Raw genomic sequence first — 15,187 nt, forward strand, 5'->3', positions numbered from 1 at the left:
AACGTTTAGGCTATGGTTAGTACGGGAATTAAAAGTAGTGAGCTTTCGATTAAGCACTTAGCCAAAACTTTTTACTTTGTTTTATCTTTTTTGTTCTAAAGCCAAATCAAAAAGATTTGGCGGACTTGATTAAAAAGCACTAAACTTAATTTTAAGCACAAACCCCGTATTAATTATAGCCCTTGTTAGCAAATCGTTTTTATTCTGATAGTGCTATTTTGTTGCGATTTTCAGAAGTTAAATCTGCAATTACTTCCACCACTTTTTTTGACCATAACATTCTAAAATGCCCTGTGCCCTCTATTTCTATGAAATCTGAATGTTTGACACTTGCGCTTACTTTTTTGGAAGTGTTTATCGATATTATTTTGTCCGCCTTATCATGAATAAATGTCACAAGTTGCATTTCAATGTCCTTTATGAAACGACTAGTTTTAAGTGTCATTGGTTCGTAGCCCGAGGTATTTCTAACTTTATTAATCAACAGCTTGGTTGTTTCTGGATTTAAGCCGAAATGGATTACCGCAGCACCAATAAATTCTAGGAACCTATTTGGTGTGGTCAGTATTATTAATTGGCTAATTTTATATTTCAAATTAGACATTGCTAACAATGTGAAAGCGCTACCCATTGAATGAGTAATTATTAAATCGTATTCTTCTTTTTGTAAAAAGAGTTTTACTAAATCGGATATTTCAAAAAAACTTGTTTTTCTTTTTGTGCTATCTCCGTGACAAGGTCCATCGAAGCTAGTCACTTCATAGCCGTTTTTAATTAATTTAGGTATGATTGCTCCAAAATTAGCTGCACGTCCACCCCAACCATGTATCATGAGAGCCTTTTTCTTTCCATTGCCCCATTTGAAAACCTTAATGTCAAATTTCTTAAATTTAATTGAACTCTTTTGGGCATCGACTAAAATCGATTTTTCGAAAGACCTCATTTTCCTGTTTTTAGGTTTTGAGATGAATTTAAATGCGATTTTTGCAGTTAATTTCGGAGAGATTTTTTGAAGTGTTCCTATTACTTTTTTTAAATCCATAAGTGTTTTTATTTACTATGTTGTAACGCGTTTTTGATTTCTTTTGATTGAGTTATAAAATCAGCAAAATCTTTAGCCCAAATACCATACGTAGTTTTTGAAGGATGAACACCATCACTAAAGAACTCAGAAGGTTTTACTTTTAAGTTATATCTTTTTATAAGTTCCGCTGTATTGACATTTTTAGTGTAATAATAAACGTTTTCAAAATCTTTGACTATTTTCTCCAATTCTTTTCCAAGAATACTTACTAAGTTTCCAATTGTAAATCTTAGTAGTGAAGTAAACGCTGGCAATTCTTTAAGTGGGGGCATATTCACGAATATAATAGGAACATCTTTAAACTTTAATCTTACAGTCTTAATAAGTTTACGGATATCTTTATTCCATCTTTTAGGTGTGTTTAATTCGAAAGCATCATTCCCCCCAAGCCCAATTACAATAAAGTCTATAGATTTTTCTGTAATGAGGTTAATGATTTTTTCTTTTATTTGTTTTGCATTGTAACCATTTTTTGCATAAACATTCCAACTAATAGTGGTTTTTAATTCCATCGCCAGATTATTTGCTAATGCGCCTGTAAAACCTTCTTTATGTGTCTTGACACCTACACTAGCCATAGTACTATCACCAATAGTTAACATTTGTAGCATTTTTTCTGATGTAACAGTTGATGTTCCTTTATTTCCTTTTGCTTCTGGTAAACTTGGTACAGTTTCTTTTACTTTTTTTCCTTGAAAATACATTAATGGTAAAAGCGGAATTGTTAAGATAGACCCTAAAATATATTTTATGTTCATGTTTTTTTTAAATGTTTGCTAACGTTTAGTATAAGAAACGTAGGGCAATAAATAAGCACTATCGTTTCAGTTTATTACTTAGCTAAATATAAAAATTTTGCTTTTATTTTTTTTTCTATAAACGCCAAATTTTATATTTAGCGGACTTTGTAAATATGCACAGAACTTTGAATTTAGCACAAACGCCCTATGTTTTTTATACCGTGTTAGCAGCTTTTTTCTTTAATATTCCTTGCTCTTTATTTGAAATTTAAAGTTCACATCTTCCGCAGTAAGTTTTATTTCTTTGTCCTTCTTCTTCAGAATAAATTCTAATGTAGGCTCCCAACCACTTTCTTGATTAGTTTCTCCACCCAAAATCTCAACACTATAAAATCCGTTTTCAAGATTAATTTTCGGGCGAATTCCATTTGATTTTAAAGAGTTTATTCCGTTTTCTTCAGTCCAATTTTTAAGATAAGGAATAGTCATTAAATATATTTCTTGATTAACTATTTCGAGAAAATAACCAACTCTTTTGAATTGTAAATCATTCTCATTGTTATCAAATATGGAATCCTCAGAATTAATTTGAAAAAAAATATGATATGGATAATTAGCAATTCCTGATAATGGAATTAAAGCGCCCTTTTCTACAACTAAATCTCCGCTATTATTTTCTGTAAATTCAGAAATTAGATTATTAGAAAGATTATTATCCGATTTGAATAATGAAAGTTTAGAAGGGTCTCCTAAAAAAAAGTAGTCCCAAGTGTCATTTAAACATTCGGTAAATTTTATCATTAGTAATTCTGTTTTTAATTGCTGCTAACGGTCCGGGTATATCTTCCGGTAGGCGCAGCCTCCCGAGTGGAAGATTGCTGCGACTGTTGGAATATATGCCCAGTTGTGTGTAGTTATCTAAAGTAGGCAGTAAAGTTGGCAAAAGCAAAACAGCCTTTATAACGGTTTAGCTATGAACAGTACGGGAGCAAACTAGTATTTGCTTTCCGTCACGTATATAGCAGAATCTTTTTGTTTTGTTTTTTCTTTTTCTGTCCAAAGCAAAATCCAAAAGATTTTGCGACATTATAAATATACACAGACCTTTCGGTTAACCCTGAACTCCGTATTGTTTATAGGTTTTGTTGTAAAACGTTATTTTATTTTTTGAATTTCCTGAACATGGATTGAATAAGCGGAATTGCTAAATTCCCTCACTCCACAATAAGTCAAATATTCCTCCCCACATGTTTTGCAGACAATTTTATCGAAAACTGGATATCCACCGTCGTGTGATTTTTCAGATAATCCAATTCCATAGTATTTTTTTAATTCCGTCCGTTCGCTTTCCGAAATCAAGTCCGTGTTCCCAGTCCAGTTGTATTTAATTTGGCGTTGAAAATCTATATTAATATCAGCTCCGCAATCTGTGCATTCAAATCCATACGATTTTATTTCGTCCTTTTTTCCAGTAACATAATCAGGTTCCGATTGGTGAGAAGGTTTCTTTATTTCAGTTTCTAACTTCATTGCTAGGTCTTATTCAATTTGGACAAGTTTAGGTGGACCACCACCATTAAGATGGCTCTCAGGATAGGTCAATTCCCAAATACTATTATCATTTCCTCGGTACTTGACTGTCCATCCTTCATCACTCGATTCAATTTTGGTAAGCTCCTGTACAATCATTGACTCAATAATTTTGCAGTTCGAATCAGCGATAATTTTACCATTATTAAATATCCATTTACCTACGATTTCCTTCACTTTTTTAATGTTTTACAACGGTCCGGGTATATCTTCCGGAAGGCGCAGCCTACCGAGTGGAAGATTGCTGCGACTTCTGGAATATATGCCCAGTTGTGTGTAGTTATCTAAAGTAAGTAGTAAAGTTGGCAAAAGCAATAGAGCCTTTATAAAAGTCGCGGCATGCCTGGACCGTTGAGGGAAATGAGTGTTACGGGAGTCGTAAAAAAACGGCTATTGATGCAGTACGTGTTTTTTTGCAGCGGAGTAACACGGCCTTTAGGTCATTTCCCTCAACGATTTGTATATGGTTTGTAAGCCTTATACGCGAATGATTAAATTAAAAAACTAGCCTTAATTGGCTTATAAATTATATACCGTGTTATATACTGCGGTTTTACAACAAAATTAAAGATTATGGAATTAGAATTAAGACATTTAACACCTTACTTACCGTATAAACTAAAAGTTAGATTTATGCACCCTACTATCGAATATCAAAAGACAGGCTTACTAAATAGTGTTTACAACTTAAATGATGATGTTAAGTTTAGTATTGATTATGGGGATGACGAACACATTTGGATGTTTAAGCCAATTTTAAAACCTTTAAAGGATTTAAATGAAGATATTTTATGTATTAGTTGGATAGAACATATACAAGATAAAGGATTAAGTGCTGAATTACCTTATGAGGTTTGGACTGTGTTATTTGAAAACCATTTTGATGTTTTTGAATTGATAGATAAAAAAATAGCTATAGATGAGAATGATTTATAGTTGTATATAACGGTTGGGCTAAGCGTAGTGCGGAGGTAAGGAAACTTTTCGTTTCCGTCTGCGCACGAAGCTAAAGCTTATTGTTTTGCTTTTTCTTTTTTTGTTCCAAAGCTAAATCCATAAGATTTAGCGACTTAGTAAATATACACAGACCTTTAGATTTAGCCCTAAAGTCCGCATTACGTTTAGGTATTGTTGTGCTTAGTTCTTATTCAGATTGTTTCGTTATCCATTCCATTAGTTCGTCTTTATCGACCGAAATCCAAGTTGCAGCGGTGTTTTTTTTCTCCGTTTTGCTGTCTTGCGGATAAATTATTTTTAATTCTGCGTTTTCATTTTTAGCTAGTTTCATTTGAGCAATAAGTCCAACCATATCTGGAGCATTATTGTCTATAGTAGTTTTTCTTTTCTTTTCTAACCAGTATTGTATGGCAATTTCCATATAAGCTCGGATTGGAAACTCCTGGTAAATATTGAATGTGCCTATCTGTTTCGTCTGAATAACTATAAGTCGAAAAATCAAGATAGCTTTCAAGATTTGATTTTGGTGTACCGTTAAGGTGCTTTTCTAGAACGTAATTAGAGAAAGACCCTTCCCATACAGCTCCTTCATCAAAATTTATTCTTTTGTCTCTTTTGCCTTCATTATACTGTCTTACCCAATCTAAAGGAGCATCACAAATTATTAGTCCGGATATATTTAATGGAAACTTGGGTCGAGCCTTCTTAGTATATTCAACATATTTTAATGCTCGGTGACCAGACAAACCCACTCCGATTAGGAATACATTTTTATTTGGCAAATTGTTTTTTTCGAATGCACCTTTGATTGTTTTGTGTGCATCGATAATTGAGTTGTCGGAAAAGAAGAAGTCCAATGGAATTTCTGTTGAAACAGACAAAACAGCAAACCCAGCTTTATTCGCTTGAGAATACATTTGTTTTGCGCTCATATTTTTATTTTCAAATCCTGAGTCTTCCAAAAAGACAATTACTCCTGAAGTAATTTTTCCATTCTCGGGTTTCGCAAGTGTATATCCTTTTTCAATATACTTCAGAAAATCGCTGTCCAATTTTCCGATTCTTATACTGTCCTTTTGAGCCTTTTGATATTCTTCAATTATATTTTGTCCATTGGTTTTTAAAAACGAAAATACTAACAGAAATATAAGTGTTGATTTTATTCCAATTTTCATTATTTAGTCCATTTTGGTTACTAGGCTCAGAATTAAGCACAACGTTGTTGTATATGGTTTGTTGCGTGTTCCAAGCAACTAATTTAGTAAATAATTACCTACCAAGAAAGTCCGCGAGGACTTTCGCAAATAGGCAATAAGCCAGCAATAAATTATATACGGTGTTAGCCACTGTTTTTTATTAATTCAAATTCAACTTTTTCAGCTAATTCCGTTAGTTTCTTTTTCCCAGAACTGACTAATTCACACATTTCCGAGTCACATTTAGAAATCAGATATGGTTCTCCATTTTGCTTAATGTATCTTATTTCCAAATGAGGTTTTCTCGTTATAATCCATAAGTTAGTTAAAAACTGTGATGAATGAATTCCTCTCATTTTAGCATCTCCATTTGTCAAGTCTTTTAAAGTCAAAATTGCTTTTGGAATATTCTTGTATTCTAAATTTATAATTTCAAATCCTTGGCTCATAATTCCAGATGATATTGTCAGAAAATCAATTTCCTCTCTTGCTTCCATATCATTCGGTTTTGTGAAACTTTTAAATTCATTCATATTGTCATAGCCGAATATTTTATGAGCTAAATTTAAAATTTCAGTCGAACGCATACATTGTTCTAGCTTTTCATATAATTCTTCTCTTTTTAAAATAATTTTTTTCTTTTTTTCTCCAGTTCCATATTCACAATGAATAAGTTCTTTTTTCACTGAATAATTATGATGAGCAGAAATGTTTCTCCAATCTGAAAACTTGATATTATCGGGAACTGTTTTAAATAAATTTGGACTGTTTGAATTGTTTATTAACTCGTCAATAACATTGCCAAGTTTAAGTTCAATTACTTTTTGAATTTCAAAGTTTTTGTTTCTTAAAACTCGGTTAATCATAAGTTGTTCTAGATACAATGTTTTAGAAATTCCCTCGATGATATTTGAAATGTCTTTAAGAGAAGTTTGAGCAAATTCGTCTAATTCAAGTTCTTTTTTGTCAATCTCTAAATTTAAAAAACTCCAAAATTTATTTCCAGCTTCAATGTGCATTGGTGATAAAGAAGCTAATATTTCTATTGTTCTTTCTTTATTAATTTTTTTTGCTGTTTTGTAGTTGTTTAATACTAAAAGTAAATCTCTTTCAATATTTGGATAGATAATTGAAATACGCATTAGATTTATCCAATCAGGAACTAAATATTTTACTGCGATTTCATCAAGGATTGTTTTGTCCTCAAAATAAGTCGAGAATGTTTCAATAATTTCCTTTTTTATACTTTCAGGTGTATAACCATTTTCGAACAAAAGAGGTAATGGACTTTTGTTTTTAAGTCCAATTAGTATTCTCTTAAATTTCTTTAAATCTTTCAAAAATGTTGATGTTTTGCGAAATTGTGGCTAACGTTGTTGTATAAGATTAGTTGCGTGATTTAAGCAACTAATTTAGCAAATACAAACCGAATAGAAAATCCGCGAGGATTTTCGCAAGTAGGCTTGCACTAGCAATTAATTTTATACGTTGTTAGGTGCTGGCTTTTCTACATTCATCATATATATGTCGAGTGTTTAAATCAGTATCTGGATATATAAATTCTTTCGTAATTCCATCTTCTTTCAGCTTCTGTTTTATGAAAGGTGCAAGGTCTTTATTTATATTATAACAACCACTAAATCGATAATCCTCTGAATCAGTTTCAGTTCGGGAAACATTATATTGCTCGTTACCTAGCATTTCTAAAGGTTTTGAAGCGTCAGCATTCCAAGTAAAAACTCCCTTTTGGTGTTTAATATTATTGCTATTCGTAAGTGAGAAAATAAGGTTTGAATCAGATTCACTATCACTAAAATATGTAATTGGAATATTTATTAAATTCTCAATTCGTGTCATATGTCTTATTAAACCAGAACCTTTCACTCTGTTTGTGTCAAAAAAACTTCTCTCTTCAAAATGTTCTTTCATTTTTTTAAAATCCTCATCATCATCGGCTATTTTTTTCATAAATGCAATTTTCAATTCATCTCCGACTTTTTTTAAGCTATCATCTAAAATTGTTCGCATTCCACCTTGTCCAAAGTCTTTTTCTTGAATATAAAAAACGCTAAAATAATTGTCAATTTCTTTCATTCCAGGATTTGGCTCAATATTATCAATTCCAAAATAAAGTGCATTTTGAAAACTGTATGTCCAATCCAATAATGGTGTTGGTGTTTCGTGATGTTGTAAAAAGCCAAGAGTTGCAATATCGTTTATAGTGTCTATATGATTTTCTTGTAATATTTCTACAATATTCTTTTCATATTTGTCTTTTCCTGTTGATATTAATTTTTGTAAGAATTCCAGATAATTATTCTCTGTTTCGTAGAGTTTATGCCAAATCCAAAATCTTTGTAACGTACTATAAAGTCTCCATCTTGCTTCTCTTTGACCTCTAAAAAGCATATGATTAACGTTTTTAAGTTGTTCATATGCTTTGTTAAAGTCAGCTTCCGTATCTATCTGACCTTGGTCGAATAAATTACTTTTTTGAAGGAATGAATCATACTCGCAAATATGCCTTTCCGAAAAAAAAGGCGGTGTAATATGATTGCCAAGAATTGACGACATAAATGCATTCATTCTTACAGTAACTGTTTCTAAATCGTTTCGATTGAAGTTTATTAAATCCGTTAGTAATTGATTGTCACGAATCGTTTCCAATCCGCCACTTCTCAAAAATTCGTTCGTTAATTGAACTTTTAAATCAAGATTTGAAATTTTCCTCATAGTTTTTTCCGCTTGCACCTAACGTCTAGGCTAAGCGTAGTGCGGAGGCAAGGGAACTTTTCGTTTCTATCTGAGCACGAAGCTAAAACTTATTGTTTAGTTTATTTTTTCTTGTCCAAAGCTAAATCCATAAGATTTAGCGACATTATAAATATACACAGACCTTTTGGTTAAGCCCTAAACTCCGCATTACGTTTAGGTTTTGTTGGCACCAGTTTTTTATTTTTCAGCGCGCTTCTTTTCTACTTTCAGTATGTTATTTTGAATATCTTTCATTATAATTTTTCCCCACCAACCTGCGTAAAAATTAAAAGTCGTATTCATTTTGAACTTACTGTATAGATGTAAACGATATTTACCTTCTTCAATTTTTTCAAGCTCATAGGTACCATCTAGAACATCAAAATATTCTCCTCCTATCAGAATATGTTCGTCAAGTGTGGCGATGGAATTTCATAGGTGTTAGCTTTAATTGAAAAAACCATTTTTTTATTTTCCGTATATTCTGTTACGGTTTCTCGGAATATTAGTCCGTTCGTAAATATTGCTTCTCTATAAGCACCAACTCCTTTGTAATTTAACTCTGCTTTTAGAGGTCTAGGAAAGCCTAGAAATTCGGTTAAGTATCCTGTGTCTTCAGTTTTTTCAATTGTTTTAACCCTTGTTACGTTGTTCCAAATTTTTTCCGCACTTGAATTTATATCTATAAAAGTATATGCTTTATATGTTATGGGATTTTTTCTATTAATTGCTCAACAGGAGAGATTAAAAATGGGAGTAGTAAAAGAAACGAAATGTTTAATTTATCATTTCTTTTTTTGAGCTTCAAATAGCCACCTATTATACCTCCAATTGAAGCCGCAATCAGGAATATTGGTAAAATCATTAACCAGCAAGCCCAACCTTCTATTGCAAAAGCAAGAGTGATTAGTAGGAATAAGATTATCGGAACCCAAGGCATTAAAATTCGATAATATAGGTTTTCTACTTTGCTTTTGTCGGAAAGGTAAATTGTTAATGCTCCAACTATTGTGGGAAGAAGAAAAAGAAATGTAACGGACATTACAGAGAATAATTCATTCCAATCTTTTACTCCGAAAGCTAGTCTTAAAATTATTGCATATAGTGTCGGAATTCCAATTGCAATGAGAATGTTTTTCTGATTTCTTTTCATTTTTAAATTGGTGCCAACGGTCCGGGTATATCTTCCGGAAGGCGCAGCCTACCGAGTGGAAGATTGCTGTGACTTCTGGAATATATGCCTAGTTGTGTGTAGTTATCTAAAGTAGGTAGTAAAGTTGGCAAAAGCAAGATGGCCTTAATTAAAGTCGCGGCATACCCGGACCGTTGAGGGAAATGAGTGTTACGGGAGTCGTGAAAAAACGGCTATTCATGCAGTACGTGTTTTTTTGCAGCGGAGTAACACGGCCTTTAGGTCATTTCCCTCAACACATATATATGTGTAATTAACCCTCAAGATACAAAAAGAAACAAAAACCTCACTATCTACTGTAGATAAGGAAATGAGGGCTATTATATAAGGTAGGTATTCTGTATATCACTTTTAGCTTTCTTTACTTTTGATATATAAAATGAGGTATAGCTTTTTAAAAAATTATAGTGTATGTAATAATTGTTTTAAGCTTATAGTTTAAAATCAAGTCCTATAATTTTTTCCATTTAGTTAAGGGCGTTCCTCAACTTTAACAAGATGTTCAATTGGAAAAACCGAAGGGCCAAATTGATTAAAAATAGCAACATCTGCAGCATCACGACCAAAACCCAGAACAACATAACCTCCCGGAGAATCTACTTGGGTGGCATCAAAAGTATACCATCGGTTACCAATATATGCTTCAAATAAGGCATGCATATCCATGGGTTCCAGATTGTGTAAATAACCAACAACAATACGGGCAGGGATGCTCAAACTTCGGCACAAGGCTATTCCCAAATGAGCCAAGTCCCGGCATACACCAAATTGTCTATTATTAACCTGAATTGCAGATAAGGGCTCATTATTACTACCAGGTAGATACTCAATATTCTCACGCAACCAATTTGTAATTGCAGAAACTTGATTATACCCCATTAATTGGCCTTCAGTAATAGCTGCGCCCATTTCGTTAAAACAATCAGACTCGCAATATCTACTCGGTAATAGATAGCTTAATACGGCATTTGGTAAATTTTGGATTTCAACAAATGGTGAGTCAAAACCTTGGTCAATGAAATTAGAGGTTACAACATCTGAAGAAGTAGCAATTGAGAACATACCGGGTTGGGCAATTAATCGTTGACAAAGATTGCCGTAGTTATCCGTAAATTCAACAACAGGAGTACTTGGTGTAATTTTATATTCCTCTCTTTCTACCCATTGCTGGCTACCACTACGTGGCCTCAACATAAGTATAAATGGGGTGGGCTCAAAAATCTCGAACTTTAGGTCACAGCTTGTACGTAAACGCATATATCAATTTTTTCAAGACTCTAATTATACAATAAATACTAGCCCAATTCTAAGTAAGGAATGAAGTAAACTGCTTACACAAATCTCGGCTATTTTAAATCAGTATCACCTATTAACTTAAACTCTTCGTCACTATTTTTTTTTAGTTGATTCTATCCAGTTTTAAGCTATTTGGCTTCTTCATAATTTTCCAATATTGCCAATACCATTTGGGCGGAATTGACGGACGCTACTTTTACAAATTTGAAATAATCTGAGTGTGCTGCTGTATTGGCGTTATCACTACAGCTTCTAATAACAATAAAGGGCACTTGCAACATAGTGCATATCTGTGCAACAGCTGCGCCCTCCATTTCTGTTGCCAGTGCATTAAAATTGGTATACAGTTCTTTTGCTTTTATTGGATCGCTTACAAAGGTGTCTCCGGTAGCAATAACGCCAATATGAAAGGTAGGAATTCTATTGTTTAGTGGTTTCAATTTAATTTGTTCTGATGCCTTCTTACTTTGTTCCAATAGATTCGGGTCTACAGTAAGGTACAAAGGATTTCGTTCGTTGTTCTTCGCTAGGTTCCTAGTAGGCCAAGTTTCAAATGACCCCTCTTTTAACTCTCCAAAATCATATTGAATCATTTTATCTGAGATAACGATATCTCCGGGTTCAATACTACGGTCCAACCCACCTGCTACTCCTGTAAATAGTAACGCATCTAACTTAAAGTTCGCTATTAGAATAGCGGTGCTATATCCCGCATTTACTTTACCAATACCAGCCTTTAAGAGAACTACCTTCTGTCCTTTCAGTTTCCCGGTATAAAAAGTAACTCCATTTTTATGGATTTCCTTTTTGTTTTTCAGAACCCCTTTTAGCAGTTCTATTTCCTCATCCATGGCGCCCATAATGGCTATACGCTGCCCTTGTACTGTACAAACAAGAAGGAACATAAGAATGAGTACTATTTGTCTTAAAGCCATAAATACAGAAGGGATAAGAGATTAATTATCAAAAGAGCCGGATTAATATCTTCTTTTTTGCCTGAAAAGAATTTAAGTAACGTCCAGCTTAGGAAACCAATAATAATTCCTGTTGTAATACTATACGTAAGTGGCATAAGAATCATAGTAAAAAAGACGGGAATAGCCTCATCTGGCATACTCCAGTTAATTTTGGTTAAGGGTTTCATCATAAAAGAACCAACAAGGACCAAAGCAATAGAACTGGCAATACTGGGTACAATGGATAAAAGCGGTGAGAAAAATAAAAAAGGTAGAAATAAAATCCCCGCTGTAATTGCGGTAAGCCCCGTTTTTCCACCTTCGCGGATACCTACTGCGGATTCTATATATACGGTTCCCGAGCTTGTACCTACAAGACCGGAAAAGATGGTGGTAATGGCATCTGCCAAAAGTGATTTTTTAAGGTTTCTTGGATTCCCGTCCTCATCTTTATATCCAGATGCTTCGGCAAGACCAACAAATGTAGAAAGACTGTCAAACAAATCCGTAAACGCAAAAACAAAAACTACCGGTAGGAAAGCATATTGTATAGATCCGAATAAATTCGCTTTTAGGAAAAGACTAAAATCCGGCATAGCAAATATTCCCGTATAATTTACTAGTGTTGGTACTCCAAAATTTACTATTGAGGCATCTCCCCACCATCTTCCTATGGGCCATGCTAGTGCAGTAGTCAATAGAATACCTATGATCATTGCGCCCTTTACATTTCTGGAAATTAAAATAGCGGTACAACCAAGGCCAATTAAAAAAGTAAGGCAAATGGGGTCTTTTAAGGAGCCTAGACTAACCAGTGTTACGGGATTGTCTACAATTAACCCCGCATTTTGTAAACCTATAAAGCTAATGAACAGCCCAATACCTGCTGCAATTGCATAGCGTAATGCGTGTGGAATGGATTGTACAATTTTGTCTCTAACTTTTAGTATACTTAGTATTAAAAAGAGGATTCCTGCCCAAAAAACTGCTCCTAAAGCAGTTTCGTAACTAAGACCTAAGCCCAAGACAGCTGTATAAGTAAAAAAGGCATTTAGCCCCATTCCTAGTGCGATAATAAATGGATTTTTGGCGTAAATACCCATCATAATACTACCAAAAGAGCAGACAAGTACGGTAGATGTTACGACTGCCGAAAATGGCATTCCGGCTTCTGAAAGAATTGCAGGATTTACGATTATGATGTAAAACGTTGCCTTAAGGAAAGAGCTAATCCCTGCAAGAATCTCGGTTCGTATAAATTTAGTGTTCGCTTTCAAGTGGCATCAAAGTAGTAATAAGTACTTTCTTATTCACCTATTGATAGCGTCTTTTTTGTGCTATTATAAAATGAATAATTGAAGGGTTTTATTTTAAGGAATACCTACTAATTATATTCTTTTATTAAAGAATCTAAAGTTGGAGGATAGCGCAAACTGCACCTTTTTGCTCATCCTCGCTTAAGTACAATATTATTTTTCACATACTGCTTCCCTCCTATTTTGAATTAGAATCTAGGACACGGTCTATAATTTTTATGAAGGCGTACGATTAAATACTAAGGAATATATTTCTTGAATAGATGCTGCATATTACAGTACAGAACCATCATCTAGCCAGCGTTGCAAAAGAGTATCGTTATGAGAAATAGATACAATATGAAATTTATTAAAACGCTTAAAAACTCTTGATTCTTTCAAGGTTTCCATACAAACTGATACTGGAGAAAGATAGTTGGAATGAATTAAAAAAAGTTCACCTTCACGTTTTAAGAGATAACCTACGTGACCCTCGTCAAAACCTATGAAATAAAGTCCTTCCGTCGTTAAGTTATCAATCTCCTCAAAAGCCTTTTCTGGAGTATCTTGATGAACCTTGTTAATGACGGATCCACAACTAATCATTTTAGCCTCATCAATAGGTGATTTTTGAGCAAGCTTATACCGGTTAAGCTTTATACCCATATCACGCAATGTGGTTGATATGAAATAACCACATGCAATTTTACCTTTGTTAGGAACAGCTGTATGGCCACCAAAACTCCAAGGAGTACCATACCAATGCGGTATAATTTTATCTACTAATTGATTGGCAAACGCAGTTTTAATGTTGTCAAAAGAAATAGTGCCTAATCTAAGACCTTCCTTTAAACGCAAACGAAGTTGGTTTGCATCTACTTTGGAACTGGCATAAGAAACCGCTACACTATCTAAATCTGTATGAAGTTTCAAAGTCGTTCCTTTTTCAAAACTTCTTTCTTCTGTTGCAGAAAAGGGCTTTTCAATAGTGTAACCTATGGATTCCACTTTGTCTATTTTAGGTGGTATCTCATTTGTAAACCCTAAGGAAAGCAATAAAGAAAAAAACAACATAAATTTTGATGAAATTAGGAGTCGGACTCTGATTTTGTAACGTATTCTTTAAGAGAAAATTACATTGACAATGTTAAACTTTTGCCTAACTATTTAAAGGCCATTAAATATTAAGGTTGACTGCCCACCAAACTTCATAATCTCTAGGCACTAAAGGTCTGTAACTTTGAAAACCTTGGTCGGCAATTCTAAGCCCAATAATTGCATTTTTATCATCACGAACGTAACTTATGAAAATGAACGAATGCCCGTAAGGGTCAAGTTTTTTAACATCTACCCCCTGCACTACCTTTTCATAGTCTTCTTTGTATCTCCAAACTTGCATGAGTGCTCCCGGTCTTAATTGGCCACTCCAAATCCCGGATGCATCAACCAAAGTACCCATTCCGGCATAAGCAATAGCGCCAGCATTACCCTTACCCCTATATTCTTCAGGAAGGCTACGCCATTCTGGGTGTTCTTCTGAAGCAGAAACATAAAGCAAGTTAAAAACCTGTTTTGGCGTAAAGAATTTTGAAGCCATACGATTCGGCAAATCTTCATACGGCAAATGACCGTGAACCTCTTTGTACGCCTGTTCAAAACGCCCTTTACTTACAGAAAGGCAGTGACCTCCAGGCTCCTTATTTGTACTGGTCATATAGTTTTCTACAATCTTATCTGCTACCGGACTTTTTATATCCAAATAATTAGGGTCTACAAATTCTGGGATTGATATTGGCTTTATTAGAATATGGCTTTCTTCTATACCCGTGGCAACTTGTGTTAATGAATCTATGGCCTTAGGTAGAATGGGCATTTCTAGCACAGACTTGTGGTGAATATGGCCGTGATCATCAAAACCATAATCATATACGGCAGCTCCGGAATTATTATGATTAGTACTGTGCAGTTCCTTAGTATTTGTTTCCGAACTTGAAGGAATTGTTTTCTGCTTATTTTGTTTGGTTGATTTACACCCTAAGAGCATTAGACCAGGAAGACAGTGTAACCAATAGATTTTTTTAGCAACATTATTGATAAGGTGCTCCTCATTTTTTAAGCTTGTGTTCT

General features: G+C 33.9%; 16 protein-coding genes. 1 reads left to right on the plus strand and 15 read right to left on the minus strand.

What is annotated here, in order from left to right; all coding sequences use genetic code 11:
- Window positions 1–199: 199 nt before the first annotated feature.
- From Q5W13_RS20205 to Q5W13_RS20225, 5 genes are all read right to left on the minus strand, one after another.
- The gene (locus tag Q5W13_RS20205) at window positions 200–1,042 is read right to left on the minus strand and encodes an alpha/beta hydrolase (RefSeq protein ID WP_304444253.1); all 843 of its coding nucleotides are present in this window, start codon (window positions 1,040–1,042) and stop codon (window positions 200–202) included.
- A gap of 8 nt (window positions 1,043–1,050) precedes the next feature.
- A complete protein-coding gene (locus Q5W13_RS20210; protein WP_304444254.1) occupies window positions 1,051–1,842 on the minus strand; it encodes an SGNH/GDSL hydrolase family protein in 792 nt (263 codons plus the stop codon).
- A gap of 222 nt (window positions 1,843–2,064) precedes the next feature.
- The gene (locus tag Q5W13_RS20215) at window positions 2,065–2,625 is read right to left on the minus strand and encodes a DUF4238 domain-containing protein (protein ID WP_249755466.1); all 561 of its coding nucleotides are present in this window, start codon (window positions 2,623–2,625) and stop codon (window positions 2,065–2,067) included.
- A gap of 354 nt (window positions 2,626–2,979) precedes the next feature.
- Window positions 2,980–3,354 carry a hypothetical protein gene (locus Q5W13_RS20220; protein ID WP_304444255.1) on the minus strand — a complete coding sequence of 125 codons (375 nt, stop codon included), beginning with the start codon at window positions 3,352–3,354 and terminating at the stop codon, window positions 2,980–2,982.
- 9 nt (window positions 3,355–3,363) lie between these two features.
- Window positions 3,364–3,513: an Imm27 family immunity protein gene (locus tag Q5W13_RS20225; protein ID WP_304444256.1), complete on the minus strand. Its 150-nt coding sequence runs from the start codon at window positions 3,511–3,513 to the stop codon at window positions 3,364–3,366.
- Window positions 3,514–4,047: 534 nt separating this feature from the next.
- Here Q5W13_RS20225 and Q5W13_RS20230 point away from each other — a divergent pair.
- The gene (locus Q5W13_RS20230; protein ID WP_304444257.1) at window positions 4,048–4,350 is read left to right on the plus strand and encodes a hypothetical protein; all 303 of its coding nucleotides are present in this window, start codon (window positions 4,048–4,050) and stop codon (window positions 4,348–4,350) included.
- Window positions 4,351–4,558: 208 nt separating this feature from the next.
- On the opposite strand, the gene Q5W13_RS20235 is transcribed toward Q5W13_RS20230, so the two are convergent.
- From Q5W13_RS20235 to Q5W13_RS20280, 10 genes are all read right to left on the minus strand, one after another.
- Window positions 4,559–4,792 (minus strand): hypothetical protein, encoded by a 234-nt coding sequence (locus tag Q5W13_RS20235; protein ID WP_304444258.1) that lies wholly within the window; start codon window positions 4,790–4,792, stop codon window positions 4,559–4,561.
- On the minus strand, window positions 4,734–5,546 hold the full coding sequence (locus Q5W13_RS20240) for a hypothetical protein (RefSeq protein WP_304444259.1): 813 nt from the start codon (window positions 5,544–5,546) through the stop codon (window positions 4,734–4,736). The genes Q5W13_RS20235 and Q5W13_RS20240 overlap by 59 nt, the downstream gene beginning before the upstream one ends.
- Window positions 5,547–5,710: 164 nt before the next feature.
- Window positions 5,711–6,907 (minus strand): hypothetical protein, encoded by a 1,197-nt coding sequence (locus tag Q5W13_RS20245; protein WP_304444260.1) that lies wholly within the window; start codon window positions 6,905–6,907, stop codon window positions 5,711–5,713.
- A 151-nt stretch (window positions 6,908–7,058) separates the two neighbouring features.
- Entirely contained in the window at window positions 7,059–8,300 is a 1,242-nt protein-coding gene (locus Q5W13_RS20250; RefSeq protein WP_304444261.1) for an FRG domain-containing protein, read from the minus strand.
- A gap of 727 nt (window positions 8,301–9,027) precedes the next feature.
- Window positions 9,028–9,474 (minus strand): hypothetical protein, encoded by a 447-nt coding sequence (locus Q5W13_RS20255; RefSeq protein ID WP_304444262.1) that lies wholly within the window; start codon window positions 9,472–9,474, stop codon window positions 9,028–9,030.
- A 510-nt stretch (window positions 9,475–9,984) separates the two neighbouring features.
- Window positions 9,985–10,770 (minus strand): transglutaminase domain-containing protein, encoded by a 786-nt coding sequence (locus Q5W13_RS20260; protein WP_304444263.1) that lies wholly within the window; start codon window positions 10,768–10,770, stop codon window positions 9,985–9,987.
- Between the two features lie 167 nt (window positions 10,771–10,937).
- Window positions 10,938–11,714, minus strand: a complete 777-nt coding sequence (locus Q5W13_RS20265; RefSeq protein ID WP_304444264.1) for a 5'-methylthioadenosine/adenosylhomocysteine nucleosidase — start codon at window positions 11,712–11,714, stop codon at window positions 10,938–10,940.
- Between the two features lie 20 nt (window positions 11,715–11,734).
- Complete coding sequence (locus tag Q5W13_RS20270; RefSeq protein WP_304444265.1) at window positions 11,735–13,042, minus strand: NCS2 family permease; 1,308 nt, start codon at window positions 13,040–13,042, stop codon at window positions 11,735–11,737.
- A 312-nt stretch (window positions 13,043–13,354) separates the two neighbouring features.
- Entirely contained in the window at window positions 13,355–14,068 is a 714-nt protein-coding gene (locus Q5W13_RS20275; protein ID WP_304444266.1) for a hypothetical protein, read from the minus strand.
- A 169-nt stretch (window positions 14,069–14,237) separates the two neighbouring features.
- Complete coding sequence (locus tag Q5W13_RS20280; RefSeq protein ID WP_304444267.1) at window positions 14,238–15,104, minus strand: hypothetical protein; 867 nt, start codon at window positions 15,102–15,104, stop codon at window positions 14,238–14,240.
- Between the last annotated feature and the right edge of the window lie 83 nt (window positions 15,105–15,187).

This window comes from Zobellia laminariae, from assembly GCF_030553095.1.
In the GTDB taxonomy this organism is placed as follows: Bacteria; Bacteroidota; Bacteroidia; order Flavobacteriales; family Flavobacteriaceae; genus Zobellia; species Zobellia laminariae.

Excerpts from the sequence above, each read along its gene's own strand:
- Q5W13_RS20205 (WP_304444253.1), bottom strand. The coding sequence starts at position 1,042 with ATGGATTTAAAAAAAGTAATAGGAACACTTCAAAAAATCTCTCCGAAA.
- Q5W13_RS20210 (WP_304444254.1), bottom strand. The coding sequence starts at position 1,842 with ATGAACATAAAATATATTTTAGGGTCTATCTTAACAATTCCGCTTTTA.
- Q5W13_RS20215 (WP_249755466.1), bottom strand. The coding sequence starts at position 2,625 with ATGATAAAATTTACCGAATGTTTAAATGACACTTGGGACTACTTTTTT.
- Q5W13_RS20220 (WP_304444255.1), bottom strand. The coding sequence starts at position 3,354 with ATGAAGTTAGAAACTGAAATAAAGAAACCTTCTCACCAATCGGAACCT.
- Q5W13_RS20225 (WP_304444256.1), bottom strand. The coding sequence starts at position 3,513 with ATGATTGTACAGGAGCTTACCAAAATTGAATCGAGTGATGAAGGATGG.
- Q5W13_RS20230 (WP_304444257.1), top strand. The coding sequence starts at position 4,048 with ATGCACCCTACTATCGAATATCAAAAGACAGGCTTACTAAATAGTGTT.
- Q5W13_RS20235 (WP_304444258.1), bottom strand. The coding sequence starts at position 4,792 with ATGGAAATTGCCATACAATACTGGTTAGAAAAGAAAAGAAAAACTACT.
- Q5W13_RS20240 (WP_304444259.1), bottom strand. The coding sequence starts at position 5,546 with ATGAAAATTGGAATAAAATCAACACTTATATTTCTGTTAGTATTTTCG.
- Q5W13_RS20250 (WP_304444261.1), bottom strand. The coding sequence starts at position 8,300 with ATGAGGAAAATTTCAAATCTTGATTTAAAAGTTCAATTAACGAACGAA.
- Q5W13_RS20255 (WP_304444262.1), bottom strand. The coding sequence starts at position 9,474 with ATGAAAAGAAATCAGAAAAACATTCTCATTGCAATTGGAATTCCGACA.
- Q5W13_RS20260 (WP_304444263.1), bottom strand. The coding sequence starts at position 10,770 with ATGCGTTTACGTACAAGCTGTGACCTAAAGTTCGAGATTTTTGAGCCC.
- Q5W13_RS20265 (WP_304444264.1), bottom strand. The coding sequence starts at position 11,714 with ATGTTCCTTCTTGTTTGTACAGTACAAGGGCAGCGTATAGCCATTATG.
- Q5W13_RS20280 (WP_304444267.1), bottom strand. The coding sequence starts at position 15,104 with ATGCTCTTAGGGTGTAAATCAACCAAACAAAATAAGCAGAAAACAATT.